The organism is Terasakiella sp. 4MB5A (assembly GCF_050058155.1).
Taxonomy (GTDB): Bacteria; Pseudomonadota; Alphaproteobacteria; order Rhodospirillales; family Terasakiellaceae; genus Terasakiella; species Terasakiella halodenitrificans.
The window spans coordinates 47,073-72,810 of record NZ_CP188815.1 but is presented as its reverse complement, the minus strand read 5'-3'; the positions used below and the strand labels follow the sequence as shown (position 1 = coordinate 72,810).

Below are 25,738 nucleotides of genomic sequence, written 5' to 3'. Positions count from 1 at the left end.
CATGGCCGTTCTGATTAATAAAGATACCAAAGTCATCTGTCAGGGTTTCACTGGCGCACAAGGTACTTTCCATTCTGAACAAGCGATTGCTTACGGGACGCAAATGGTCGGTGGTGTTACACCGGGCAAAGGTGGTTCCACTCACCTCGACCTGCCGGTTTTCGACACGGTTGCTGATGCACGTGAAAAAACAGGTGCAAACGCGTCTGTGATTTACGTTCCGCCGCCGTTCGCAGCAGATGCGATTTTGGAAGCGATCGATGCTGAAATCGAATTGGCTGTTTGTATCACCGAAGGTATTCCGGTGATGGATATGGTGAAGGTAAAACGTGCGTTGGAAAATTCTAAAACACGTCTCGTCGGCCCGAACTGCCCGGGTGTTATCACGCCGGGTGAATGTAAAATCGGTATTATGCCGGGTCACATTCACAAACGTGGTTCTGTCGGTATCGTTTCACGTTCCGGTACATTGACTTATGAAGCTGTTGCACAAACAACCGCTGCAGGCATGGGTCAGTCCACTTGTATCGGTATCGGTGGTGATCCGGTAAACGGCACAAACTTCATCGATTGCCTGGAAATGTTCCTGGGTGATGATGAAACAGAATCCATTGTTATGATCGGTGAAATTGGCGGCACGGCTGAGGAAGAAGCTTGTGAATTCCTCAAACAGTCCAAAATCAAGAAACCGGTTGTTGGCTTTATTGCTGGTGTGACTGCACCTCCGGGCAAACGTATGGGCCATGCTGGTGCCATCATTTCCGGTGGTCAAGGTACGGCTGATGCCAAAATGGAAGCAATGAAGTCTGCCGGCGTTGCCGTTGCTGACTCACCGGCTTCTATCGGTAGCACAATGGTTAAACTGTTAAACGGTTAATCGTTGTTGGGAGCGGCTCTTGTCGCTCCAAATCCTAGTCTTGGGAGTTAGGGTGCGGGATCACCGTTAAGAAGTGAACCGCACCCCTCTAGGGAAGAAAAAATATGGTTGATACCCCCGAAACAATCCTGAATGGCCAAAATACTGTCTATCTGGCAGAACTTTACGCCCGTTATATGAGGGACCCGTCCTCTGTTGATCAGAGCTGGGTATCCTTTTTCTCCGGATTGCGCGCTGAAGGTCTGGAAGCACTGCAAGACCTGAGCGGTCCGAGTTGGAACAAACCGAGCCACGGCGTCGTCAATACGGGTGCAACATCCGTTACGGCACCGGTTGCATCTGCACAGCCACAGGCGGGTGCGGTTTATGCACAGGCTGATGAAGACGTGATCCGCGCCGCAACGATGGACTCCATCCGTGCGTTGATGTTGATCCGTTCTTACCGCGTTCGCGGTCACCTTATTGCTCGATTTGACCCACTGGGGATCGAGGGTAACGACTATCACCCGGAATTGGATCCTAAATCATACGGTTTCACCGATGCAGATATGGACCGTCCGATCTTTATTGATTTTGTGCTGGGTCTGGAAACAGCCACATTGCGTGAAATTGTTGAGAAAGTGCAGTCGACCTATTGCGGACATATCGGTGTCGAATTCATGCATATTCAGGAACCAGAAGAAAAAGCCTGGATCCAGCGTCGCATTGAATCCACTGAAAACCGGTCTGAATTTACCGTAAAAGGCAAGCAGGCAATTTTGGAACGTTTGACTGAAGCCGAAGGCTTTGAACAGTTCCTCGATAAAAAATACACAGGGACAAAACGTTTTGGTCTGGAAGGCGGCGAATCTTTGATCCCCGCGATGGAACAGATCCTGAAGCGTGGTGCACAACTGGGCTTGAAAGAAGTTGTTCTGGGGATGCCGCACCGGGGTCGCTTGAACGTTCTGACCAATGTGATGCACAAGCCGTTTCGCGCGCTGTTCTCAGAATTTCAGGGCAATTCATCCAACCCGGATGATGTCGAAGGTTCAGGGGATGTGAAATATCACCTCGGAACATCTGCAGACCGTGAATTTGATGGCAATACAGTCCACTTGTCTTTGACGGCGAACCCGTCTCACCTTGAACTGGTCAATCCGGTTGTTCACGGTAAAGTGCGCGCCAAACAGGAACAGCATGGTGGTACAGACCGACGTCAGGTGATGCCGCTGTTATTGCATGGTGATGCGGCTTATTCCGGTCAGGGGATCGTGCCAGAAGGTCATGCCATGTCTGGTTTGCGCGGCTATAAAGTCGGCGGGACCATTCATATCATCGTTAATAACCAAATCGGTTTTACGACGGCACCACATTATTCACGTTCAAGCCAATATCCGTCTGATGTTGCAAAGATGGTACAGGCACCGATCTTCCACGTAAACGGGGATGACCCAGAAGCTGTGGTTCACGTGGCCCGTATTGCAACCGAATACCGTCAGGAATTTGGTAAAGACGTGGTCATCGATATGTTCTGTTATCGCCGTCACGGTCATAACGAGTCGGATGAACCGATGTTCACTAACCCGCATATGTATAAAGTGATCAAGGCGCAAAAAACCACGCGTGAACTTTATGCAGAGCGTCTGGTTGCCGAAAATGTTCTGAGCGAACAACAGGTTCAAGATATCTACGACGATTTCAAAGGTCGTCTGGAAGAGGAATTTCAGGCAGGTACGGCTTATAAGCCGAACAAAGCCGATTGGTTCGAAGGTAAATGGCAAGGTTTTGCCAATGCCAAGGGCGAAGAGGAATTCCGTAATGAAGATACCTCTGTTTCTGAAGAATTGTTGAAAGAAGTTGGGAAAGCCATTTCTACGGCGCCTGACAATTTCAATGTGAATAAAAAGGTTGAACGTCAGCTGAAAGCCAAGTCCAAAATGATCGAGACCGGTGAAGGGATCGATTGGGCAACCGGTGAAGCGTTGGCGTTTGGCTCTCTCTTGGTGGAAGGGCGAAAGGTTCGTCTGTCCGGTCAGGATTGCGGTCGTGGGACATTCTCCCAACGTCATAGCGTGATCGTGGATCAGGAAAGCGAAGAACGTTATCGCCCGCTGAACAGTATTCGCGAAGAACAAGGTGACTACGAAGTTATCGACAGCCCGCTGATCGAATTGTCTGTTCTTGGCTTTGAATATGGTTATTCATTGGCAGAACCTAACGCATTGGTGATGTGGGAAGCCCAGTTTGGTGATTTTGCCAACGGTGCCCAGATGATTATCGACCAGTTCATTTCCAGTGGTGAATCGAAATGGTTGCGTCTGTCCGGTTTGACCATGTTGTTGCCGCATGGCTACGAAGGTCAAGGTCCGGAACACTCATCCGCACGCCCGGAACGTTATCTGCAACTGTGTGCCGAAGACAACTGGCAAGTTCTTAACGTATCAACACCGGCAAACTATTTCCATGCCCTGCGTCGTCAGTTGTGCCGCAACTTCCGCAAACCTTTGGTGATCTTTACACCGAAGTCTTTGCTGCGTCACAAACTGTGTCAAAGCACACTGTCTGAATTTATGACAGGTTCTGCTTTCCAGCGTGTTATTGGTGAAACCGATAAACTGGTGGCGAATGACAAGGTCAAACGGGTCGTTTTATGTACAGGTAAGGTTTACTATGACCTGTTGCAAACGCGCCGTGACAAAGGGATTGACGATGTTGCCATCGTCCGTGTCGAACAACTCTATCCTTGGCCGAAAGAGTCTATCAAGGAAGAGTTGGCGAAATATCCCAATGCCGACATGGTCTGGTGTCAGGAAGAACCTGCAAACATGGGCTATTGGACGTTTGTCTTCCCGCGTTTGCTTTATATCTGTCAAGAATTGGGTATGAAGGGCGGCTTCCCGGGTTATTCCGGTCGTCGTGCATCTGCATCGCCTGCAACGGGCCTGAACAAGGTTCACGTTGCCGAACAACAGTTCCTGGTTGACGAAGCATTGGCTGGCAAGCTGGGAAGCCTGCCGACGCCGTTTGCACGTGAAACCAAAATGGCTGCATCTAAACTATAAGAGTTGTGAGGAAACAAATGGCCACAGAAATTACTGTTCCTGCTTTGGGTGAATCCGTATCGGAAGGTACGGTTTCAAAGTGGCTCAAAAATATCGGCGACACTGTCGCTGTTGACGAACCGCTTGTTGAGCTGGAAACAGACAAAGTCACTGTCGAAGTACCGTCACCTGTTGCCGGTACTTTGGTTGAAATCGTTGCCGCAGAAGACTCCGACGTGGAAGTGGGTGCGGTCCTGTGTATGGTGGGTGAAGCGGGTGAAACCGTTGCCGCGGCTCCGGCTGCAGCCCCTGCGGCTCAAGAAGCCCCGGCAAAAGCGGCTTCTGCTGGTACGGGTGAAACGGTGGATATCGTTATCCCGGCAATGGGTGAATCGGTTACCGAAGGCACAATTTCCAGCTGGCTGAAAAAAGTCGGTGAAGAAGTTGCTGTTGATGAAGCCCTGTGTGAAGTCGAAACCGATAAAGTAACTGCCGAACTGCCGTCACCGGCAGCAGGTGTACTGGTTGAGATTATCGCGGGTGAAGATACAGACGTTGAAGTCGGTACGGTTGTTGGTCGTATTGCTGTTGGTGCAACGGCTGGGGCGGCTGCTCCGGCGAAAAGTGCGCCTGCGGCCTCGGCTCCGGCAGCTGCGGCAAATACATCATTGCCTTTGGCACCAGCGGTTCGCAAGCTGGTTGAAGAAAACGGCCTTGATGCTGCAAAAATTCCGGCAACAGGGAAAGATGGTCGCTTGGTGAAGGGCGATGTTCTCGCCTATATCGAAAGCGGTCAGGCTGAAAAAGACAAAGCGGTAGCTGCGAAACCGGCTCCTGCTCCTGCGGCGGCTGCACCGGCTGCGTCTTCCACACCAAACGGGGCGATGATCCCGCCGCGCCCCGTTGGCCCGCGTGAAGAACGCGTCAAAATGACCCGTCTTCGCAAGGTGATTGCATCTCGCTTGAAAGAAGCACAAAACACAGCGGCGATCTTGACCACTTGGAACGAAGTGGACATGACCGGTGTCTTGGAAATGCGCAAGCAATATAAAGACGGTTTTGAGAAAAAACACGGTGTGAAGCTTGGCTTCATGGGTATTTTCACAAAAGCCTGTGTGACAGCTCTGCGTGAATGGCCTGCCGTGAATGCGGAAATCGACGGTGACGAAATCGTTTATAAAAACCACTATGATGTCGGGATTGCCGTTGGCTCTCCGACAGGTCTGGTGGTGCCGGTTGTGCGCGATTGTGATGAAAAATCATTGGCGCAAATCGAAGGCGATATTGTGGACTACGGCAAACGCGCCCGTGCCGGTTCATTGACAATGGACGAAATGATGGGCGGTACTTTCACCATTTCTAACGGTGGTGTGTTTGGTTCCTTGTTGTCTGCACCGATCCTGAACCGTCCGCAATCTGCGATTTTGGGTATGCACAAAACGCAAATGCGCCCGATGGTGATGCCGGATGGTTCCATTCAGGCACGCCCGATGATGTATCTGGCCTTGTCTTATGACCACCGTATCATTGATGGTCGCGAGGCAGTCAGCTTCCTAGTACGTGTCAAGGAATGTCTGGAAGATCCGCAGCGTATCCTGCTGGACGCCTAAGCGTTAAAAAATGAAGCGGGGGTCGGCAGTGTGTCGGCTCCCGTTTTTTTACTGTATTACAAGACAAAGGAATGAGATCGATATGAGCGATAATTTTGACGTTGTTGTCATCGGCGGTGGCCCCGGTGGATATGTCTGCGCCATTCGTGCTGCACAACTGGGTTTGAAAACAGCTGTTGTGGAAAAACGCGGCAGTTTGGGCGGAACTTGTTTGAATGTGGGCTGTATTCCGGCCAAGGCCTTGCTGCAATCCACGCATCTTTATGAAATGGCCGCCCATGAAATGGCGGAACACGGCATCAACGTCACGCCGAAACTTGATCTGGACAAAATGATTGACCGTAAAGAAGCGGTCGTGAAGCAATTGACGCAAGGCGTTGAGTTCTTGATGAAAAAGAACAAGGTCAAATACCTTGTGGGCGAAGGCAAAGTTACGGCGGCTGATGAAGTAACCGTTTCTTTGAATGCCGGCGGTGAAGAAGTTCTAAAGACAGAAAACATCGTGATTGCAACCGGGTCTGATGTGGCATCCCTTCCGTTTTTGGAAATTGACGAAAAAGTCATGATGTCATCAACCGGTGCAATGGAATTGCGCAAAGTCCCTAAAAAGCTTGCTGTTATCGGTGGTGGCGTGATTGGTCTGGAACTTGGTTCCGTCTGGAATCGTCTGGGTGCAGAGGTCACGGTTATTGAATTTATGGATCAAATCCTGCCCGGTATGGATGGTGAAGTCCGCAAACAAGCCCAACGCATCCTGAAAAAACAAGGCTTGAACTTCAAACTGGCGACCAAGGTCACAGCTGCGAAGAAAACCAAAACATCTGTTACCCTGACAATGGAACCGGCCAAAGGCGGAGATGCAGAAGAACTTAAGGTCGATGCCTGCCTTGTTTCCATTGGTCGTCGCCCTTATACCGATAACCTCGGTTTGGCGGAAGTCGGTGTTGAAATGGACGAGCGCGGCTTTGTCAAAGTAGATCACGATTTGCAAACCAATGTCGCCGGGATCTTTGCGGTTGGTGACGTGATCGGCGGTTTGATGCTCGCGCACAAAGCCGAAGAAGAAGGCGTTGCGGTTGCTGAAATGCTGGCAGGTCAATCTGGTCATGTAAACTACGATGTAATTCCGGGTATTGTTTACACGCACCCCGAAATCGCAAGCGTGGGCCGTACGGAAGAAGGTCTGAAAGCAGACGGGATTGAATATAAAGTCGGCAAATTCCCCTTCCAGGCCAATGGTCGTGCGTTGGCCAATGGCGACAGTGAAGGCTTTGTCAAAATTCTGGCAGATAAGAAGACCGATCGTGTCCTTGGTGCCCATATTATCGGCCCGTCCGGTGGTGATCTGATTCAGGAAGTTGTACAGGCAATGGAATTTGGCGGGTCCAGCGAAGATATTGCACGGACATGCCACGGTCATCCGGGTTTGCCCGAAGCGGTGAAAGAAGCGGCTTTGGCGTGTGATAAGCGCGCTTTGCATGCTTAACTCTCAGGCTTAGTAATAGAAGAAACGGCGTACCGTCTTTTGGAAGGTACGCCGTTTTTATTTTATGCTGTGACCTGTTGGCGCAGCATGTCAAATTCTTCGGCGAAAGACTGTTCTAGTTTTTTAATGTCGTCTTCGCTCAGGTCTTCCATCATCACACAGGTCATGGTCAAGTGAGCGGAGCCATCAGGCAGGGAGACCACACGGGATGGAAAAGGATGCAGCATATCCTTGCTTGATCCGCCATACATATCAATCACACCGCTTTGTGCATCGGCTTTGATATCAAAATAGCTTTCCCCCATCGGTCCTTGAATGCGATAAACGTCACCGTCTTTTTCAATGGAATGGCAGTAATTAATTGCCCATTTGGGCAGGTTTTCCGGTGTTGAGACAAAGTTAAACAGTTTTTCCGCACTGACGTTGACGGTGAGAGACTTAGAGTTGACGTACATTTTGAACTCCTTCTGTACGAGTTGAACTGTTTTGATCTTACTGCCATACTCCTGACATCTAGCTGTCAGGAGACTTGTGTCAAAGTATAAAAATGATGAAACGAACGGAACGTCTGATCAAAATCACCACCTTGTTACAAGGACGCCGGGTGGCCGTGACGGCTGACTATATTGCGCAGGAATGTGAAGTCAGTGTGCGCACGATTTATCGTGATATTCAGGAATTGATGAGCAGCGGTGTGCCGATTTCTGGTGAAGCCGGTGTTGGTTATATTTTGGACGCGGGCTACCATTTGCCGCCACTAAGTTTTGATATTGAGGAGATCGAAAGTCTGGTTCTGGGTATGGCGATGGTTTGTAACTGGACAGATGATCGAATGGGGCGCTCGGCACGCAGTGCCTTGGATAAGATTAAAAATGCCTTACCTGCGACATCTCTCGAAAAATTGCATGGCACAGCCCTGTTTGCTTTTCAAAGTGCAATTCATGTCCCGTGGACAGTTGATTTTTCTGCGTTGCGGCTGGCGATCCGTGAAAAATATAAAATTAAAATTGATTATGAGGATGAACAGAAGAAGGCATCAGTACGCACTATTCGCCCTTTGGCTATGATTTTTCTTGGTCCAATTTGGTTATTGTGCGGTTGGTGTGAACTGCGCAACGATTTCCGTAATTTTCGAATTGACCGCATTCAAAAATTACAGACTTTGGCAGATCGTTTTCGTGATGAACCGGGAAAATGCCTGAATGATTATCGAAACGGTGATCATTGTGATGAACTGGGAAAATAGAAACTTATCCGGCATGTACGCAATTACGACCGCTTTTTTTCGCATCATACAGGAATTGATCAGAAAGATTGATTAAATCATCCAAGCTTTCGGTTGATTGCCACGTAATGCCGACACTGATTTGTAAGGTGAGTTCGTGGTTTTCATAGTTGAAGATAGATTCTGCAATGACATCGCGCAGTTTTTCGAATGTTTCGATGACATCTTCTGTATCATCACGATACATTAAGACACAGAACTCTTCGCCACCAAAGCGGGCGACAACGCCTTTATTTTTGAAATAATGATCTATTTTTTTTGCAACAGCCGTTAGGACAAAATCTCCGGCATCATGACCGAAACTGTCATTTATTTGTTTAAAATGATCTATATCAATCATAGCAGCAATTAAATAGCCGTCGGTGTTTTGGGCTTCTTTGAACATTTCCTGGCCACGGTCATATAAGTATCGCCGGTTGCGAGTACCTGTCAGATAGTCAGTGATGAGCGAGTCTTTAAGCGCTTTGATATATTCCAGCATCTCAATGTTCTGAGAAATGCGACAGAAAAATTCTTCGTTCAAGAAAGGTTTGGTAATGAAGTCATTGGCACCGATCTTAATGAATTTTGCGGAAAGAGCATGGTTGCCGTAAGTTGAAACGCCAATGATCGACAATTCGCGTTTGGAATAATGTGTACGGATTTTTTTAGTCAGTTCAAACCCATCAAGGTTCGGCATGTTATAATCTGTAATGACCATCATAATGTCGGGGTTTTCATCCAGAATTTTTAGGGCTTCCAGACCGTCGCAAGCCTCTAAAATCTGAAATTTATAGCGATGAAGTAATCCTCGCATCAGATATCGCGCAGTTTTGGAATCATCAACCAGTAAAACTTTAATAAATTGGTTGAGATAGATACGTTTTACCGTTGAAATAACATATTCAATACTCGCAGGGCTGTCTTTGACGACATAATCGATAATATTTTTTTGCATCAGGTCATCGCGAATTTCTTCGTTAAAATGACCGGAAAAAACAATAGAGGGAATGGGTTGTGAGATCACGTATTCGACGATTTCCCCGTTGGGGGCATCGGGTAAATTCAAATCAAGTAAAGCCAGAAAGAAGGTATTTCCACGTTCTTTTAAAATAGAAGTGGCCTGTTTGAATGTTTCGGCGCAAATGACATTGCAGTTGAGTTCTTTTTCCAACTGACTTTTGAGAACACTGCGATAAAATTTTGCATCTTCAACGAGGAGAATATCAATTTTTTGATCAATATTTATCATATAGTTATGGCCTGCGGCTATGCTGTGACAAAGCAACCCTTCCGGGCGGTTTGGTTCTCAAGGTTGTGTTTTGTATTATCAAGCAAGTCCGTATATTTACCGGGCGAGGCGATACAGAGCATACCGCTGACATCGACGTTCAGCAGTTGTTTTCCAAATCGGAAATCACGGTTGATGATATGGCGATGCAGAGATTGCATTTCCTCAATAAAGTTAGTGGGTTGCTCTGTTGCACACAAAAAGCAGAATTGGCTGCCGCCGTAGCGCACGACAAGCGGGGATGTTCGGTTGAAATGACGTTCAAATTCCCGTGCCATCATAAAGAGGACGGCATCACCTGCATCATTGCCGTGGGCATCGTTAAAGGCTTTAAAATCCTCAAGTTCAAAAAAGGCGCAAGCAAGAGACAGGTTATTTGCTTCGGCATTTTGGCAGGTTTTCTCATATTCTTCTTCTAGGAAACGGCGGTTTTTCAATTGGCTGACCAAATCGGTATGGACGAGTTCATCCAGCTTGTGTACTTTTTCCAAAGCATCCATATTCAACGTAATACGGCAGAAAAATTCTTCGGTGAGAAAAGGTTTGACGAGAAAGTCGCTTGCCCCGGCTTTCAGGAATTGTGCTGATAGAGTTTGGTTACCGTATGCTGATACCCCGATAATGCAAACTTGATCGCGGTTTTTTTGCGCCCGGATGAGTTTGCATAGTTCGGTCCCCTGCATATCCGGCATGTTATAATCACAAAAAATTAAACGAATATCGGGGTTTTCGTTGAAAACATTCAAGGCATCATGGCCTGTACTTGCAGTCAGAACTTTAAAATTAAAGCGTTTCAGCAAGGTTTCCATATGTTTGAGTGCGACACGCGAGTCATCGACGACCAAGGCGTAACTGGTGCTATTTTTGAAATAACGATCCACCATGTTAAGAACATAATTCAGGCTGGCGGGGCTGTCTTTGACGACATAGTCGATCACACTGGGGTGTTCCAGAAGGTCGCGTACGGCTTCGCTGAAATGACCGGAAAAAATAAGCGATGGTACCCCCATGCCTGTAACGATATCGACAATTTCACCATCGGGGGCATCTGGTAAATTGAGATCTAAAAGACCCAAATCAAAATGTTTATTGCTGTTGGTCAGCTGTTCGACGGCTTCACTATAAGTTTCAACGGCTGTCACATTGTAGCCGAACTTGGTTTCTATCTGTGATTTTATGATATTGCGAAAAAATTTCGCATCTTCTACCAGTAGGATCTCGGCCATTTTTTATATCTACTCAAATATTATTTAGTATTCTTTTAAAGTAACGAAACTTTATTTTCTTCGCAATTGATAACTCAGTGTTGAAGAAGTGAAAGAAGGAGGGGCTAGGACAGTTTGTCAAAAGGAATGCTTAAATTGTCGCGTGCATTATCCATGCGTTCATCTGGACCTTTGGGCCGGGGGGGAATGTCGTGGTCATCCACTTTTTCAGGATGCCAATCTTTCATATAGGATCGCGCAGTAGCAACGTCGTCTTTGTGCAGATCGTCGTCATAGTCGTGGGGATCGTATTCTTGAAATGTTGGGTCGTCATCTTGTGCACCCTCTTCCTCTGCCATTTTTGCCAGACGATCAAATGTGGTGAGGGAATGATATAAATCCGGGTCCATGTCCTCACGATGAGGTCGGCATTTCCATATGAGTAAAGCTGCAGGCAAGCCAGCGAGTAACCAACCGGGCAGTTGAAGGACTGTGGCGATGAGAAGTTTTAAGAGGGCAGAATCATAATGATGTTTGAAGGCAATCCATTTACCAGGGGCAAGCGTGAGCAATAAATCGTTTGCTGAGGTAAACAGGCTGTTTCGGGCCAAGGTGGCTTCGGCAGCGGCCAAAAGAAAGGCGACGGCAAAGAAGCCCCACCCCAGTAAAAAACCGAGTTTTGCTGCCAAGCCGATTTGTTGTGAATGCCGAGGCACGTCTCTGTCCTTTAAAAACCGTCGAGAAAAATCTCTTACTTTCTTTCATACCATAATCGGCATGAATGTTTGAAAGATTTATTGAAGGCTCGAAGTGTGCGCGATGACGGTTTTTAAAGGGACTTGCTTTGTGATATTAGTCGATATTAACGCATCAGATACTTTTCAATAAATGCGTCGATATCATCAGGGGTCATACCGCGTTTTTTCAGGTCTTTACGAATGGAATTAATATCCACGTTCGGATAGGTATGGCAATCTTCAATCTGGTTGGTTTCTGCATCAATAATGCGGAAATCATAGGCCATCTTTTCGCTGCGATAGACATCATATTTTAAAACCTGATCAACGGAATTGTCAGGCAGATACGTCAGGATTGTTGGTTGCAGGTCATACAGATCCGTGGGTTTACAGTAATCGGCAGAACAGATGATAACCTCGTCACCTTTTTGACAGGTGCGGGCTGCCGCGCCATTCAGAATACAGCATTTGGACCCCGGTTCTCCATAGATGACATAAGTGGAAATGCGTGCGCCGCTCTGTTTATTCCAGATATCGACGAATTCCATCGGGTAAATCCCCGCCAGTTCGCATTGTTCCGGGTCCAGCGTAATGGAACCGTGGTAGTTCAGGTCAGCCCCGGTGACGCGAATGCCATGTAATTTGGCGCGTACAACTTTCATCATAGTCGTCAGCCTTAAATATTTACAAAAAGGTACAGGCTTTATAACGATTTTAAGCCTGTGAGCCAGCATTTTTTAACATATTGGTCGTAGAAGTTATATATTCTTTAACTCTCCTGACGCTACCCATAGAAACGGATAAATTGATGGAACGGGATATTTTATGGCATTGATGCGATCAATAGCGACGGTCGGCGGCTTTACGATGTTGAGCCGTATTCTCGGCTTTGTCCGTGATATTCTGGTAGCGGCCATATTGGGGGCCGGGCCGGTTGCCGATGCGTTTTTTATCGCGTTTAAATTTCCTAATGTCTTTCGCCGCCTGTTTGCAGAAGGGGCGTTCAATGCGGCTTTTGTACCGTTATTTGCCGGAAAACTAGAAGAGGAAAATGGTGATAAAGTTGCCAAGGCATTTGGCGAACAAGCGTTCGCCTTTCTCTTTTGGGTCTTGCTGATCTTATTGATTGTGATGGAACTCTCCATGCCGTGGGCGATGCGTCTGTTTGCTCCCGGTTTTATGGACGACCCGGCGAAATTTGATTTGGCTGTTCATCTGACCAGAATCACTTTTCCTTATTTATTGTTCATATCATTGGTTTCTTTAATGGCAGGTGTGTTGAATTCTCTCAATAAATTTGCGGCTGCGGCTGCCACGCCTGTTTTATTAAACATTTGCCTGATCGGGGCTGTTTTGGGGCTGACCCCTTATATGGAGACACCGGGTCATGCCTTGGCCTGGGGGGTGTTCGGGGCCGGGATTGTTCAATTTATCTGGATGTTCTGGAACGGTGTGAAAAATAAAATGGGCCTGAAATTGGGCTGGCCACGCTGGAACGCGGATGTGAAAACAATGGTCGTGCGCATTATCCCGGGTGCTGTGGGGGCGGGGATTTATCAGATTAACATGCTGGTTGATATGATCATTGCGACTTTATTGCCGACGGGGTCTATTTCATTTTTGTTTTATGCAGACCGGATCAACCAATTGCCGTTGGGGGTGGTCGGTGTTGCCGTGGGGACCGCCCTTTTACCGATGATGTCGCGCCAGTTACGCAGCGGCGATGAAACGGGTGCAATGAACAGTCTGAACCGGGCATTGGAATTTTCCTTGCTGCTGACTTTGCCAGCGGCTGTGGCCTATATGGTGATTGCAGACCCGATTGTTTCCATCCTGTTTGAACGCAAAGAATTTGTTGCCAGTGATACGCAAGCCACGGCAGCGGCCCTGTTTGTTTATGCCTTGGGTTTGCCTGCCTATGTGCTGAACAAGGCGTTAACGCCGGGATTTTTTGCCCGGGGAAATACGAAAACCCCGGTGAAAATTGCGGCTGTGTGTATGGTGGTGAATATTGTCTTTAACCTGCTTTTGATGGGGCCGTTTTTGCATGTTGGTCTGGCGATGGCGACTGTGATTTCGGCATGGGTTAATACGTTATTATTGGCCATTGTCTTGCGTAAGAACGGCTATTTGACCTTGGATAGCCGATTGAAGAGTCGGGCAGGGCGTATTGTTTTGGCCTGTGTGGTCATGGCGGCGGCTTTGTATGGATTGACCCAGTTGTTACAGGCTGAATTGGTGGGATCGCAACTCATGCGAATCCTGTCTTTATGTGCATTGGTCGGGGTTGGTTTGCTGTCTTATTTCGCGAGTGTCTTTTTATTCGGTGCGGCGCGATGGGCGGAGGTGAAATCCATGATGCGCAGGCAATAGATCAACAGTTCAAGCCCCATAGCCGCAAGTTGCGTATCATTGTATTTATTGCAATTATTTTGCATATTTATGAACTTATTTTTTCAGTTATCTTATTGAATTGACAAAAGAATCCTCTGAGATCATCAGGTAGGGCAATCGTCGTTACAAGACGTGTCTCTGCTGAAGGTGAATAGAATGAGTTCTGATCGTATTTCAATTGCCCATCGTATCTATGTCGGGTTCGGTTTTTTAATTATTGCGCTTCTGGGACTGGGGGCGTTTGCAACCTTCCAGTTTGATGAAATGGCAGGATCGACAGAAACGATCGGCGAGAAGATCACCCTTGTGGGTGAAGCCAATGAATATGCGTTGCGCCTTCAGGAACTCTCCGATGCGATTTTGTTATACGCCCAGTCACAGAAGCCACAGGATCGTGGGGCTGTAGATCGCCGTTTAGAAACAACGAAAGCAACGGAAGAACGTTTTATCCGCCATTTGGCGGAAAAGGGCCAGCAAGTAGATTCTGATAAAGTCGAACAATATTCCAAAGCCTATAAAGAAACGCTTGGTCCTTTGTTATTGCGCATCGAAAATATCGGGGCTTCGGCAGATATGATTTTGATGGGGGCGAACAAACTCACGCTTTCGGCACCCGAACTGGCAGAAAAACTGAATACAATTGCCTTGGAAAAACCTGAATATGCAGGCCTTTCCCTATTGGCGCAAAAAATTATGACGACATCGGCGAAAGCGTTGGTGGAAACCATGACCTATGCGATTAAACCGTCAGATAAAACTTTACAGAATGCCCGAAATGCAACGGCTGCCTTGGATAAAGCTTTGGGTGAAACCAAGATTGAAATGAAAGGGTTGTCGCGCCGGGACTTAAAACCTTTGAAATTTCTAGGTCGTGATAATGATCTGTTGAAACAGGGTTACGTACAGTTTCAGGGGTCTAATTTAGGCTTGATCAATTCCTTTAGCGCCTATCGCAGTGAAATTGAAAAAACCATGGCAATGGCTGATAATATTCGCCGTATTGCGATTGAAGAACAAAATCAGACGACTTCTGCGGTGAGCGCAGCTTCAGCCAGCACAATTACCAGCTATGTGGTCACAATGATTATAGTGGCGGTTATTGCTGTCTTGTTAGGGGCGGTGACGTCACGCAGTATTTTGGGACCGTTGCGCCGGGTCACGCAGGATATGCGCCTTTTAGGGGAAGGTAACACAGAGATTGAAGTGGTGGACCGTCAACGTCGTGATGAGGTGGGCACAATGGCAAAAGCCGTTGTTATCTTCCGCCAAAATGCACTGGATGTGGAACGCCTGACCCAGCAACGTCTGGAAGATCAAAAACAGGAAGAAGAAAAACGCAGTGCCTCCCTGTTTGCAATGGCCGATACAATTGAATCGGAAACAGGCGTGGTGCTGGAAAAAGTTGCCAATCATACCAAGGAATTGTCGCGGGCGGTCGGGACGATGTCAGGTTCGGCGGAACGGGTTTCTGCTCAAGCCGGGGACATGGCCCGTGAAGCCGAAGAATCACACAGTCTGGCAGAACAGGTGGCGCAGGCGGCGGATAATCTGGCTCTGACCATTGAAGATATTTCGGCCAAAGTGGGCCGACAGCGCGATATTGCCGATACTGCGATGACACAGGCGCAGAATTCCAGCCGATTTGTACAGGTTTTGAGCAAAGCAACCGATGATATCGGCAATGTGGTTGCCATTATCAGTGATATTGCCGCCCAAACCAATATGCTGGCCTTAAATGCGACGATTGAGGCGGAACGAGCCGGCATTGCCGGGAAAGGATTTGCGGTTGTTGCATCTGAAGTGAAGCAATTGGCGACGCAAACATCCAAGGCAACGGCACAAATCGCCACGCAAATTAACGGTGTGCGCAATGTGACCCGTGACTGCGTGAAATCGATTGAAGAAATCAATGGCATTATCAATGATATGGCCAATATTTCTAGCGAGGTTTCTAACAGTGTGGACGGTCAAAGTGCGGCGACCCGTCAAATCACCACCAGCATACAGGCATCCTTTAAAGTTTCGGAACGTCTGAATCATCAAGTAAACAATGCTTCTTCTGAAATGCAGGACGTGCGTGCATTAAGCGATAACCTTGGTTCGGTTTCTAGAAATGTGTCTTCTATGGTCGAAAGTCTGCAAATGTCCTTGAATACGGCAATCCGTACCGCTTCGAATGCCTTGAACGATAGTGACAAGGCTTTTGTGATGAAGAAAAATGTCAATGTGACCTTGAAGGGTCCACGTGGGGTCTTGCGTTCCACATTGCATGATATTTCCAACAATGGCTTTGCCTTGGTTCCGGCGTTGGATGTTCGCATTGCAGAAGAGTATGAAGCGAACATTGATGGGATTGAAGGGACATATACTGTCGAAATCCTCAGCAAACGTGGGGCGCAATCGCCGAAAACCCGTATCCGTTTTGTCGGGGATATGGAAGAACGCGCAGATGTCGTGAGCTATGTCATGAATATGTGGGCAGATCATTTGCGTAGCGAAATTCTAGGTGGCTCCGATGTTATTGCCTTTTCCGATTATCAAAATGCGGCTGAATAACGCTTTATCTTGACCCTGTTCATCGTGCATTGCATAACAATTGCTTCTTTGAGCAGGGGCGTCTCCACAGCGTCCCATTGTAAATTTTTTTTGAAAGCGGGACACATCCAATGGATCGCATTTTTTCAGGCGTTCAGCCTTCCGGTAACCTGACACTTGGCAACTATCTTGGGGCCATTCGCAACTGGGTGAAATTGCAAAACGATTACGAATGCATTTTCTGTGTTGTCGATATGCATGCCATCACTGTCTGGCAAGACCCGGAAAGCCTGCGCCGTGCGACGCGCGAAGTTGCCGCCGGGATGCTTGCATCCGGTGTCGACCCGAAAAGCAATATTATTTTCAACCAGTCGTCTGTTTCCGGTCATGCCGAACTGGGATGGATCTTCAATTGCGTTGCGCGTCTTGGATGGCTAAACCGTATGACGCAGTTTAAGGAAAAAGCAGGCAAGCATAAAGAAAATGCATCCTGTGGGTTGTATGTTTATCCAAACCTGATGGCGGCTGATATCTTGCTTTATAAAGCAACGCATGTACCGGTGGGCGATGATCAAAAACAACACCTTGAACTGGCCCGTGATATTGCGCAAAAATTCAATAACGATTTTGGCAAAGAGGTCTTCCCGCAACCTGATCCGATGATTTTCGGGACAGCGACACGGGTAATGTCCTTGCGTGATGGCACCAAGAAAATGTCGAAATCCGATCCGTCGGAATATTCACGCATTGGCATGACGGACGATGCCGATACAATCGCGTTGAAAATCCGCAAAGCCAAAACCGATCCGCAGCCGGTGCCGGAAACGGTTGAGGCGTGCGAAGATCGCGCCGAAGCGAAAAACCTGATGAACATCTATGCGGCCCTGAGTGATCTGGAACTCAAAGATGTGTGTGCCCAATATGGTGGTCAGTCTTTTGCTGATTTTAAAAAGGCATTGACCGAGGTTGCGGTGGATAAACTGTCCCCGATCAGTCAGGAAATGCAGCGTTATATGGATGACCCGGCAGAGGTTGATGCCATTTTGCGTGATGGTTCAGAACGTGCACGTGCCTTGGCGGAACCTGTGTTGAAAGAAGTCAAAGAGGTTGTCGGTTTCCTACAGCCGTAATTGATGAAAACTCATTTAACAAAAAGGCGGGAAAATATGTTTCCCGCCTTTTTTGTGTTTGAAAACTCAGCCAAAAATAAGACTGCGTCCGAAAACCATGAATAAAATCAGGAAAATCATGCCAAAGACATAAAAAGGCAAATTGCCATCGCTTAAAAGCTTGGCAAAGATATCGCGTGGATTCCAGATCATACGCCCCTCCAAATTTTGCCAGTCTGTAAAGATTTCTTATATTAGCAAATCGTGGATAAGTCGAGTTATTTTTGCCGTGTGGACAGCCAGATCCCGCAGACAATCAGGGCAATTCCGACGAAATGGAAGTTTTGTAACCCTTCCCCCAGAATGATCATACCCAATATTGCCCCGAATATGGGCATGAGATAAAGGAAAACACCGGCCGTGTTGGCCCCGACCAGTTCAACGCCCCGGTTCCAGCATAAGAAAGATAGAACAGAGGGGAAAAGGCCAATGTAGGCAAAGGCGATGAGGGTATGTTGGTTTAGCTCAAACGTGGCCCCTGTGGATAGTTCCCAGCCATAGGCAGGCAAAAGGACGATGACACCGCATAAGACCATCGCCAATGTAAAGGCAAGGCGGGAAAGTCCGGTTGGCGCCTTGGCCAATAAAACCGAATAGATTGACCAGACAAAAACCGCGATGAGGATTAATAAATCACCGGGGTTCAATTCCAATTGGGCCAAGGTGGCAAGGTCACCTTGTGTAATGACCCAGCTTACCCCGATCATAGACAGGGCAATACCGATACCGGCAAGCTTGCTGATGCCTTTTTTCAAAATCAGGATGGAAAAGAACAGGGTTGCAACCGGCATCCCGGCCTGAATAAGCGAGGTATTGACCACCGTGGTGTAATGCAAGCCCCAGTAAAGCAACGTGTTGAAAGCCGAAATACTCAGAAGTCCCTGAACGGCGATATAGGGCAGATTGGCCCGGATAATATGGAAATCGCGCAAAAAATGTTTCAGGCAGATCGGCATAAGAACAAGGGCCGCAATGACCCAACGCCAAAAGACCATTGCAACGGGCGGCAAATCGGTTGCATAAGCCCGCCCGACAACTGAATTGCCCGCCCAGAACAGGACAGCGAGGCTCAGTAAAACGTAGGGATGGGTAAGGGTTTTTAACACGATGGGCCTACGGATTATAAATAGAAAAAGACTGTGCTCAGGCCCCTAACGCTATGACCTGAGCGGATAAAAAGCAACTGTGGTTATTGCTTAGATTAGAGAATAGCGGCAATGCGTTTGAAAGCTTCGTCCACAATGTCTTGTTCGTGAACAAGAGCCACGCGAATATAGGGTGTACCGGGATTTTCACCGCTGTCATCTGTTTTGGCAAGATATTCACCGGGCAGAATTCGAACCGCGCATTTTTGCCAAATTTCAAGAGCGGCTTCTTCGCCATTGGCCCAACGTTCGCGGACATCCAGCCATAAGAAAAACCCACCTTTGGGGCGATAAAAACCAAGGCGGTTTCCAAGATGGCGTTCGGCGGCATCAATTTTCATTTTATAAAGGCGGCGGTTTTCGACCACATGGTCATCATCGTTCCACAAGACGGTGCTGGCGGCTTGTAAGGGCAGGGGTAGCGAGGCACCGCCATAATTGCGCAAGCCGATGAAAGCTTTGATCAAAACCGGGTCACCTGCGACAAAACCAGATCTTAGACCGGCTGCGCTGGATCGTTTAGAAAGAGAATGAAACACCAGCAGGTTTTTAAGAGAACCTGTTTCCTGTGCCACTTCCAAGGCACCATGCGGTTTTTCCCCATCATAAAGTTCGGCGTAGCATTCATCCATCAACAGGGTGAAATTATGTTTGCGTGCCAAGCTCAGGGCAGTTCGTAGATAATCAATATCGGCAACCATGCCTTGCGGGTTACCCGGTGAACAGAGGAACAGCAAGGTGGTTTTGGCCCATGTTTCATCCGAAACCGCATCCAGATCGGGCATAAACCCATTTTCTGGCCCGGCAGGGAGATAGATGGGGGTGGCTTCGTTCATCACGGCGGCCCCGACATAGACCTGATAGAACGGGTTGGGGACGAGTACGAGGGGTTTTTCTTCCCCCTTGGGCGCGCGCTCAATCATTAGATTGCCAATCATGAACAAGGCTTCGCGTGTGCCACAGACGGGCAATACGTTTTCAAGGCTGAGGAAATCGTCTTTCAGATTATAGCGACGGTTTAAAAAACCCACGATGGCATGATTGAGTTCCGGCGTTCCCGCGATAGGTGGATATTTATTCCAGAGATGCGCGTGTGCGTTTACAGCCTCTTGTAACAAGGCCGGGGGCTGGTGTTGCGGTTCCCCGATTGACATGGTGAGGGGGGCAAGACCGGCCGGTGTGTCGTGATGATCCAATAGATCGCGCAAGCGTTGAAATGGATAGTCGCTCAGCAGGGATAAAGAAGAATTCACCATGACGATAACCTTTTATGCAATCAATTTTGCCCTCTTATATCGGGCAAGTTTCGTGACAGGGCAAGTCCGATTAGTAAAAACACGACGATAATTGCCATGCCTGCGCGTTGGGAGTTGAAAACATCACTGAGTAATCCGACCATCAATGGTCCCATAAAGGCTGTTGCCTTTCCCGATAAAGCATAAAGGCCGAAAAGTTCGGTTCGAATATGTGCGGGGGCTGCTTGGCTTAAATAGGTCCGGCTGGCAGCTTGGGCCGGGCCGACAAACAGGCCGAGGCTTAACCCCAAAATCAGGAAATGATTTTTGTCGACCACGATTAAAGTTGCAAAGCCAAGGAAGACAAGGGCGCTCACGCTGATCAAGATAACCTGTTTCGGTCCCCATTTGTCGTCCAATTGACCAAAAAGGGCGGCGCCGATCCCGGCGGTTACATTGATGCCGATGCCGAAAATAATCAGTTCATTAAACGACATATTAAACGTTCCAGCGGCGTAAATGCCACCAAAGGCAAATAAAGTGTTCAGCCCATCCGTGTAAATCATACGCGCGATTAAGAAACGAAAAATATCTTTATAATCTCGCCATTGCCGCAAGGTGGCCCATAATGTGCGCAAACCGGTTTTGGCGGCTTGCCCCAAGCTTGCCTGTGCAGGTTTATCGGGGACGAATAGAAAAAGCGGCAGAGCAAACATAAAATACCACAGGGCAACGAATGGCCCGGATATGCGTAGATGCTCGGCCTGTTCTTTATCCAGTCCAAACAAGGGCGGGTTGGCTTGAACAAACAGGACAAGCACCAAGGCCAAGCCGAGAAGCCCCCCAAGATACCCCAACCCCCATGCATAACCGGAAAGACGACCCTCTGCCCCCGGTCGGGCCAGTCCGTGCATCATGGCATTGTAAAACACCATTGCCATTTCAAATCCGAAAGTGGCAAGCCCGACACAGATTAAAACCCATAAAATGACGCTTTCGTTCGGTGTGGCATACCAAAGCGCGGCTGAGGGCAGAATACAAAGCATGGAGAAAAGAAAAATCCACGGTTTGCGTCGCCCACTATGATCGGCAATGGCGCCAAATATCGGTGCGCACAGGGCGATGAGAAAGGCGGCTGCCCCTGTGGCGTATCCCCACAAGGCCGTCCCATTGATTTCATCGGGTGCGATTCCCTTGGTAAAATAAGCCGCAAAGACGAAAGTTGTGATGACCGTCGGAAACGCCGAGTTGGCAAAATCAAACAAAGCCCATGAGAATCTTTGAAAATTTGTTACAGTCATCTGGATTTACTTCCAAAAAGATGAAATGATATCACGATCATGATGTTGTTTTTACCAAATCACAAAAAAGGGACTTCCATTTTCTTACTGCGCTGTTTCTGCGTCACAGTATTGTTTTTTGGTATGTTTGGACAGGCTTTTTCTGAAGAAATATCAGTCCGATTGGTATCTTCTGATTTGACACCTTATAGTATTGAAAAAGGGGGGCAACCGGGCATTTTTGTGGAACTTGTACGAGAAGCCATGCATCGTTTGGGCCGCCCGGCAAAAGTGGAATTTTATCCGTGGACACGGGCGCAAAAGATTGCACAGCAAGAGGATAATGTGATCCTTTTTCCCCTGACCCGTACGGTCCAACGGGAAAAGCAGTATCGCTGGTTAATGCCTGTTGCACCAATGGAACTTGTCTTTGTGACAGCAAAGGGGCGTTCTGTAAATTTAATCGAGGCAAAAAAACTGGGTCGTATTGCGGTTCAAAAAAGTACACCGGCGGAAGCTTATCTTGTGAAACAGGGGTTCACAAATTTAATGGCTTTTCCCAAAGCGGCTTCAACCAATATCAAACTATTGGCGCGTGGTCGGGTGGATGCGTGGTTTACAGCCAAGGGATTTGCTGAATATCTGATTAAACAAACGGGTGAGACAAATTTGGAATTTGGTCCTGTGATTGAGCAGTCTTTTTTTTATGTGGCGACATCGAAAGACTTTCCCGAAGATTTGTTTTGGGAACTGCAGGATATTTTTAAAAAACTGGCTCAGGACGGGACATTATCTGCCATCCTGAGCCGGTATCGTTAAGTCGTTAAACCTTTACAGATCAGTCAAAAATGATGTTCGGGCCTTTATTGCCGTTCATTTGTGCCATGACTTTGAACCAGACCTTATCGGCAATATCACGATAGGCTTTGGCATGTTCGCTGTCCGGTTCCTGTGTGACAATCGGGTGGCCTTCATCAGAGGTCACGCGGATTTTGATATCCAGCGGAATTTCACCCAGGAAGTCTGCGCCTTGGGCTTCGGCGGTTTTACGTGCCCCGCCGTGGCTGAAGACGTCTGTGCGTTCCCCGCAATGCGGGCAGGCAAAATAGCTCATATTTTCAACGATGCCGAAGACCGGAATTTCGACTTTGCGGAACATGCTCAGCCCTTTGCGGGTATCAAGCAAGGCGACATCCTGCGGCGTGGATACGATGACGGAGCCTGTCAACGGCACTTTTTGTGCCATTGTTAACTGAATATCGCCTGTGCCCGGTGGCATATCAACAACCAGAATGTCCAATTCACCCCAGTTTACATCACGCATCAATTGTTCAAGCGCCCCCATGACCATTGGGCCACGCCAGATCATGGCTGTGTCTTCTTCAACCAGAAAACCGATGGACATACATTTGATCCCATGATTTTCCATCGGTTCCAGACGTTTGCCGTCATGGCTGACCGGTTGACCTGTGATCCCTAACATACGCGGGATGCTGGGGCCGTAGATATCGGCATCCAGCAGGCCGACTTTTAATCCTTTGCCTGCCAGGGCAAGGGCGATATTGACCGATGTGGTGGATTTCCCGACACCGCCTTTGGCTGAAGAAACAGCAACAATGGATTTAACGCCAGGCATCAAGGGCAGACCAGCTTGGGGATTGCCGCGCGGGGCCTGTTGTTGTGGCTGGGCCGGACGTTCCGCCGTTAAAACCGCTGTCACACTGAGAACACCGTCAAGGGCATGAACCGCTTGTTCGGCGGTTTTGCGAACAGGTTCAAAATCCTTGGCCCTTTTTGGGTCACCGATATCAATTGTGAAGGCGATATGTCCATCTTTACTTTGCAGGCCGACAACCATACCGGCAGATACGATATCGTTGCCATTGGCCGGATCTTTGATTGTCTTTAGTATTTCGAGAACTTTTTGTTCTAATTGGGCGGACATCCTTGAAATCTCCTTCACATCGGATAAATGTAATCTTTAACAGTTCGCACATTGCAAAAGCCGTAGCTGTCATATAAGACTGTTAGGTATGTTTTGCCAAGTGCAACGGTCAATTGCCTAGTGCATTGATCAAATCGACCTTTGACGAACAGAGTATTAAAGGGAAAAACCCAATATGTCATGGAACAATGAGGGCGGTGGCCCGTGGGGTGGTGGTGGAAAAGACCAGGGCCCTTGGGGTCAGGGACCAAAACGACCCAATGGTAGTAACGGTGGCGGTGGCCCGACTCCACCCGATCTGGAAGAAATGCTGCGTAAAGGCCAAGAAAGCATGAAGAAATTTATGCCCGGCGGCGCAGGTGGTGGAAAACTTATTGTTTTCGGCTTAATCGCCTTGTTTGCGATTTGGATGGCAACTGGATTTTACAAAGTAGATTCAAAATCCCAAGGTGTGCAGCTTGTGTTTGGCAAATTTGTCAAAACGTCTGCTCCGGGGTTGCATTGGAATTTCCCTTCTCCGATTGGTGATGTTTTTATCCCTGAAGTGACGACCGTACGTGAAGTTGCCATCGGAACAGGTGTATCCAGCCTGAAAGGCGGCACCAGCGAAGGTATGATTTTGACCGGTGATCAAAATATCGTCGATGTGGAATATAAAGTCCTGTGGGTGATTAATGACGCGGCAAAATTCCTGTTTAATATTCGGGATCCAGAAACGACGGTCCGCGCCGCCGCACAAAGTGCGATGCGTGAAGTAATCGGCCAACGCAGCCTTGCGGATGTCAATACAAAAGACCGGGATCGGGTTGCGACAGAAACGCGTGATCTTATTCAGGCAATTCTAAACGAATATGACGCGGGTATTTCTATCCAGCAGGTCAACATGGCGAAAATTGATCCGCCGCAGGCCGTCATTGAAGCCTTTAACGATGTACAGGCTGCTCGTCAGGATAAAGAACGTAAACAAAACGAGGCTGAAGCCTATCGTAACCGTATTGTTCCGACCGCACGTGGTGAGGCGCAGAAGCTTATTCAAGAAGCTGAAGCCTATAAAGAACGTGTGATCAAGGATGCGGAAGGTGAAGCCGATCGATTTAAGTCGGTTTATGATTCTTATGCGGTAAACAAGGATGTGACGCGCGAGCGTTTGTATCTTGAAACCATGCAAGATGTCTTAAGCAAATCCGACAAGGTGCTTATTGATAATGAAAAAGGCAGTTCCGGTGTTGTGCCCTATTTACCTTTGCCAGAAATCCAAAAGCGTAAAGGAGGCCAGTAATGTCTAAGAAACTTATTGCAACATTAGTCTTGCTGGTTGGCTTTGCTGGTTTGCTGAGCAGTACCTTGTTTAAAGTGACGGAACCTGTACAGGCGATTGTGTTCCAATTTGGTGATCCACGCCGTGTGATTACTGAACCGGGCCTTGCGTGGAAAATTCCGTTTATTCAGGAAGTCGAATATTTTGACAAGCGTATTCTGAACCTTGATCCGCAACCCGAAGAAATTTTGCTGGCGGACCAGAAACGTATTTTGGTGGATACCTATGCCCGTTATCGCATTACCGACCCGCTGAAATTCTTTCAGTCTGTTCGGTTTGAACGTGCGTTCATTCAACGGTTTGGTAGTGTTCTGAATGCGGCTGTTCGTGACTCGGTCGCGAAGGTTGAAATGATCGACCTGCTCTCTGACAAACGTATCGATGTGATGAACGAAATTGTTGAAAAAGTTCGTCAGGCGGCTCCGCAATACGGGGTGACCTTGGTCGATGTCCGTATTGGTCGCACAGACTTGCCGGCACAGATTTCCCAAAACGTGTTTGATCGTATGCGTACAGACCGTGTGCAGGTCGCCAACCGTCTGCGTGCGGAAGGTGAAGAGATCAAGCAACGCATCACAGCGGAAGCAGAACGTGAGAAAACGGTTATTCTGGCCGAAGCACGTCGCCAATCCAACGTGTTGCGCGGTGAAGGGGATGCCCAGCGTAACCGTGTTTTGGGTGCTGCTTATGGTCAAGATCCGGAATTCTTCCGTTTCTACCGTTCTATGGAAGCCTATCGTGAAGCGTTGGGCGAGGGAACCTCGATGGTTCTGTCACCTGATAGCGAGTTCTTCACTTACTTCGGTAGCCGTAAGTAAGGGTCGATCTTCGATTATACCAATCTGAAAATCACCCCGCATGGGAACCCGTGCGGGGTGATTTGTTTTATGGTTATTCCCAAATCAGAAGGGGTTTTGGTTTATGTCCGATTTCTTTACGGCGGTCGGTTTGGCGATTGCACTGGAAGGTTTTTTATATGCTTTATTCCCGGATGGCATGAAACGCATGATGATGCAGATTTTGACCCTGCCGTCACAAAATATACGTAGCGCTGGTATTACAGCGGCGTTGATTGGTGTCACGTTGGTTTGGTTGATACGCGGGTAGTGATTTGTAACAGGTTGAAACACTGCGTTACAAAATTGCCTTAAGGGATCCATATTCCTTTGTCATATTCAGCAAAACGATGGAAGTCGCTTGCACATTTCCATCGAAAGGATACAT

22 protein-coding genes and 1 pseudogene are annotated in these 25,738 nt (G+C 48.0%); 13 read left to right on the top strand and 10 right to left on the bottom strand.

Going from position 1 to position 25,738, the window contains the following annotated elements; all coding sequences use genetic code 11:
* Window position 1 precedes the first annotated feature (1 nt).
* From sucD to lpdA, 5 genes and pseudogenes are all read left to right on the top strand, one after another.
* Window positions 2-877, top strand: a complete 876-nt coding sequence (gene sucD / locus ACI0FF_RS00325; protein WP_419798181.1) for a succinate--CoA ligase subunit alpha — start codon at window positions 2-4, stop codon at window positions 875-877.
* Between the two features lie 104 nt (window positions 878-981).
* On the top strand, window positions 982-3,921 hold the full coding sequence (locus tag ACI0FF_RS00320) for a 2-oxoglutarate dehydrogenase E1 component (protein ID WP_419798180.1): 2,940 nt from the start codon (window positions 982-984) through the stop codon (window positions 3,919-3,921).
* Window positions 3,922-3,938: 17 nt separating this feature from the next.
* Window positions 3,939-4,103 (top strand): annotated as a pseudogene (locus ACI0FF_RS00315) (biotin/lipoyl-containing protein); the annotation flags it as partial.
* A 180-nt stretch (window positions 4,104-4,283) separates the two neighbouring features.
* On the top strand, window positions 4,284-5,510 hold the full coding sequence (gene odhB / locus ACI0FF_RS00310; protein ID WP_426857862.1) for a 2-oxoglutarate dehydrogenase complex dihydrolipoyllysine-residue succinyltransferase: 1,227 nt from the start codon (window positions 4,284-4,286) through the stop codon (window positions 5,508-5,510).
* An 82-nt stretch (window positions 5,511-5,592) separates the two neighbouring features.
* Window positions 5,593-6,996, top strand: a complete 1,404-nt coding sequence (gene lpdA / locus ACI0FF_RS00305; RefSeq protein ID WP_417819344.1) for a dihydrolipoyl dehydrogenase — start codon at window positions 5,593-5,595, stop codon at window positions 6,994-6,996.
* Window positions 6,997-7,058: 62 nt separating this feature from the next.
* Here lpdA and ACI0FF_RS00300 read toward each other — a convergent pair whose 3' ends face one another.
* The gene (locus ACI0FF_RS00300; RefSeq protein ID WP_419798178.1) at window positions 7,059-7,451 is read right to left on the bottom strand and encodes a hypothetical protein; all 393 of its coding nucleotides are present in this window, start codon (window positions 7,449-7,451) and stop codon (window positions 7,059-7,061) included.
* A gap of 92 nt (window positions 7,452-7,543) precedes the next feature.
* Between ACI0FF_RS00300 and ACI0FF_RS00295 the strand changes: the two genes are divergently transcribed.
* Window positions 7,544-8,242 (top strand): helix-turn-helix transcriptional regulator, encoded by a 699-nt coding sequence (locus ACI0FF_RS00295; protein WP_419798177.1) that lies wholly within the window; start codon window positions 7,544-7,546, stop codon window positions 8,240-8,242.
* A 4-nt stretch (window positions 8,243-8,246) separates the two neighbouring features.
* Here the strand turns inward: ACI0FF_RS00295 and ACI0FF_RS00290 are convergent, their stop codons facing one another.
* The 4 genes from ACI0FF_RS00290 to ACI0FF_RS00275 all read right to left on the bottom strand — a co-directional run bounded on the left by ACI0FF_RS00290 (window position 8,247) and on the right by ACI0FF_RS00275 (window position 12,158).
* Window positions 8,247-9,512: a diguanylate cyclase gene (locus ACI0FF_RS00290; RefSeq protein ID WP_419798176.1), complete on the bottom strand. Its 1,266-nt coding sequence runs from the start codon at window positions 9,510-9,512 to the stop codon at window positions 8,247-8,249.
* A 17-nt stretch (window positions 9,513-9,529) separates the two neighbouring features.
* Complete coding sequence (locus ACI0FF_RS00285; RefSeq protein WP_419798175.1) at window positions 9,530-10,777, bottom strand: GGDEF domain-containing response regulator; 1,248 nt, start codon at window positions 10,775-10,777, stop codon at window positions 9,530-9,532.
* A 104-nt stretch (window positions 10,778-10,881) separates the two neighbouring features.
* Window positions 10,882-11,472 (bottom strand): hypothetical protein, encoded by a 591-nt coding sequence (locus ACI0FF_RS00280; RefSeq protein ID WP_419798174.1) that lies wholly within the window; start codon window positions 11,470-11,472, stop codon window positions 10,882-10,884.
* 146 nt (window positions 11,473-11,618) lie between these two features.
* A complete protein-coding gene (locus tag ACI0FF_RS00275; protein ID WP_419798173.1) occupies window positions 11,619-12,158 on the bottom strand; it encodes an aspartate 1-decarboxylase in 540 nt (179 codons plus the stop codon).
* A gap of 160 nt (window positions 12,159-12,318) precedes the next feature.
* Between ACI0FF_RS00275 and murJ the strand changes: the two genes are divergently transcribed.
* The 3 genes from murJ (at window position 12,319) to trpS (ending at window position 17,552) form a co-directional block, all read left to right on the top strand.
* Window positions 12,319-13,866 (top strand): murein biosynthesis integral membrane protein MurJ, encoded by a 1,548-nt coding sequence (gene murJ, locus ACI0FF_RS00270; RefSeq protein ID WP_419798172.1) that lies wholly within the window; start codon window positions 12,319-12,321, stop codon window positions 13,864-13,866.
* Between the two features lie 177 nt (window positions 13,867-14,043).
* Window positions 14,044-16,443 (top strand): methyl-accepting chemotaxis protein, encoded by a 2,400-nt coding sequence (locus ACI0FF_RS00265; protein WP_419798171.1) that lies wholly within the window; start codon window positions 14,044-14,046, stop codon window positions 16,441-16,443.
* 110 nt (window positions 16,444-16,553) lie between these two features.
* A complete protein-coding gene (trpS, locus tag ACI0FF_RS00260; protein ID WP_417819335.1) occupies window positions 16,554-17,552 on the top strand; it encodes a tryptophan--tRNA ligase in 999 nt (332 codons plus the stop codon).
* Window positions 17,553-17,618: 66 nt separating this feature from the next.
* Here trpS and ACI0FF_RS00255 read toward each other — a convergent pair whose 3' ends face one another.
* From ACI0FF_RS00255 to ACI0FF_RS00240, 4 genes are all read right to left on the bottom strand, one after another.
* Window positions 17,619-17,744, bottom strand: a complete 126-nt coding sequence (locus ACI0FF_RS00255; RefSeq protein WP_268233794.1) for a hypothetical protein — start codon at window positions 17,742-17,744, stop codon at window positions 17,619-17,621.
* Window positions 17,745-17,809: 65 nt separating this feature from the next.
* On the bottom strand, window positions 17,810-18,697 hold the full coding sequence (locus tag ACI0FF_RS00250; protein WP_419798170.1) for a DMT family transporter: 888 nt from the start codon (window positions 18,695-18,697) through the stop codon (window positions 17,810-17,812).
* A gap of 95 nt (window positions 18,698-18,792) precedes the next feature.
* Window positions 18,793-19,992, bottom strand: a complete 1,200-nt coding sequence (locus ACI0FF_RS00245) for an aminotransferase class I/II-fold pyridoxal phosphate-dependent enzyme (protein WP_419798169.1) — start codon at window positions 19,990-19,992, stop codon at window positions 18,793-18,795.
* A gap of 20 nt (window positions 19,993-20,012) precedes the next feature.
* Entirely contained in the window at window positions 20,013-21,272 is a 1,260-nt protein-coding gene (locus ACI0FF_RS00240) for an MFS transporter (RefSeq protein WP_419798168.1), read from the bottom strand.
* 39 nt (window positions 21,273-21,311) lie between these two features.
* On the opposite strand from ACI0FF_RS00240, the gene ACI0FF_RS00235 reads away from it, so the two are divergent.
* Entirely contained in the window at window positions 21,312-22,070 is a 759-nt protein-coding gene (locus ACI0FF_RS00235) for a substrate-binding periplasmic protein (protein ID WP_419798167.1), read from the top strand.
* A 19-nt stretch (window positions 22,071-22,089) separates the two neighbouring features.
* On the opposite strand, the gene apbC is transcribed toward ACI0FF_RS00235, so the two are convergent.
* Window positions 22,090-23,196, bottom strand: coding sequence for an iron-sulfur cluster carrier protein ApbC (gene apbC / locus ACI0FF_RS00230; RefSeq protein ID WP_419798166.1), 1,107 nt, complete (start codon window positions 23,194-23,196; stop codon window positions 22,090-22,092).
* Between the two features lie 175 nt (window positions 23,197-23,371).
* Between apbC and hflK the strand changes: the two genes are divergently transcribed.
* The 3 genes from hflK (at window position 23,372) to ACI0FF_RS00215 (ending at window position 25,621) form a co-directional block, all read left to right on the top strand.
* Entirely contained in the window at window positions 23,372-24,475 is a 1,104-nt protein-coding gene (hflK, locus tag ACI0FF_RS00225; protein ID WP_419798165.1) for an FtsH protease activity modulator HflK, read from the top strand.
* Window positions 24,475-25,332 (top strand): protease modulator HflC, encoded by an 858-nt coding sequence (gene hflC / locus ACI0FF_RS00220; protein ID WP_419798164.1) that lies wholly within the window; start codon window positions 24,475-24,477, stop codon window positions 25,330-25,332. The genes hflK and hflC overlap by 1 nt, the downstream gene beginning before the upstream one ends.
* A gap of 103 nt (window positions 25,333-25,435) precedes the next feature.
* Window positions 25,436-25,621 carry a DUF2065 domain-containing protein gene (locus tag ACI0FF_RS00215; RefSeq protein ID WP_419798163.1) on the top strand — a complete coding sequence of 62 codons (186 nt, stop codon included), beginning with the start codon at window positions 25,436-25,438 and terminating at the stop codon, window positions 25,619-25,621.
* Window positions 25,622-25,738: the final 117 nt, after the last annotated feature.

Bases quoted from the DNA above. Each gene is read 5' to 3' on its own strand.
- sucD (WP_419798181.1), top strand. From the start codon at position 2: ATGGCCGTTCTGATTAATAAAGATACCAAAGTCATCTGTCAGGGTTTC.
- ACI0FF_RS00320 (WP_419798180.1), top strand. From the start codon at position 982: ATGGTTGATACCCCCGAAACAATCCTGAATGGCCAAAATACTGTCTAT.
- odhB (WP_426857862.1), top strand. From the start codon at position 4,284: ATGGGTGAATCGGTTACCGAAGGCACAATTTCCAGCTGGCTGAAAAAA.
- lpdA (WP_417819344.1), top strand. From the start codon at position 5,593: ATGAGCGATAATTTTGACGTTGTTGTCATCGGCGGTGGCCCCGGTGGA.
- ACI0FF_RS00300 (WP_419798178.1), bottom strand. From the start codon at position 7,451: ATGTACGTCAACTCTAAGTCTCTCACCGTCAACGTCAGTGCGGAAAAA.
- ACI0FF_RS00295 (WP_419798177.1), top strand. From the start codon at position 7,544: ATGATGAAACGAACGGAACGTCTGATCAAAATCACCACCTTGTTACAA.
- ACI0FF_RS00290 (WP_419798176.1), bottom strand. From the start codon at position 9,512: ATGATAAATATTGATCAAAAAATTGATATTCTCCTCGTTGAAGATGCA.
- ACI0FF_RS00285 (WP_419798175.1), bottom strand. From the start codon at position 10,777: ATGGCCGAGATCCTACTGGTAGAAGATGCGAAATTTTTTCGCAATATC.
- ACI0FF_RS00275 (WP_419798173.1), bottom strand. From the start codon at position 12,158: ATGATGAAAGTTGTACGCGCCAAATTACATGGCATTCGCGTCACCGGG.
- murJ (WP_419798172.1), top strand. From the start codon at position 12,319: ATGGCATTGATGCGATCAATAGCGACGGTCGGCGGCTTTACGATGTTG.
- ACI0FF_RS00265 (WP_419798171.1), top strand. From the start codon at position 14,044: ATGAGTTCTGATCGTATTTCAATTGCCCATCGTATCTATGTCGGGTTC.
- trpS (WP_417819335.1), top strand. From the start codon at position 16,554: ATGGATCGCATTTTTTCAGGCGTTCAGCCTTCCGGTAACCTGACACTT.
- ACI0FF_RS00255 (WP_268233794.1), bottom strand. From the start codon at position 17,744: ATGATCTGGAATCCACGCGATATCTTTGCCAAGCTTTTAAGCGATGGC.
- ACI0FF_RS00245 (WP_419798169.1), bottom strand. From the start codon at position 19,992: ATGGTGAATTCTTCTTTATCCCTGCTGAGCGACTATCCATTTCAACGC.
- ACI0FF_RS00240 (WP_419798168.1), bottom strand. From the start codon at position 21,272: ATGACTGTAACAAATTTTCAAAGATTCTCATGGGCTTTGTTTGATTTT.
- ACI0FF_RS00235 (WP_419798167.1), top strand. From the start codon at position 21,312: ATGATGTTGTTTTTACCAAATCACAAAAAAGGGACTTCCATTTTCTTA.
- apbC (WP_419798166.1), bottom strand. From the start codon at position 23,196: ATGTCCGCCCAATTAGAACAAAAAGTTCTCGAAATACTAAAGACAATC.
- hflK (WP_419798165.1), top strand. From the start codon at position 23,372: ATGTCATGGAACAATGAGGGCGGTGGCCCGTGGGGTGGTGGTGGAAAA.
- hflC (WP_419798164.1), top strand. From the start codon at position 24,475: ATGTCTAAGAAACTTATTGCAACATTAGTCTTGCTGGTTGGCTTTGCT.
- ACI0FF_RS00215 (WP_419798163.1), top strand. From the start codon at position 25,436: ATGTCCGATTTCTTTACGGCGGTCGGTTTGGCGATTGCACTGGAAGGT.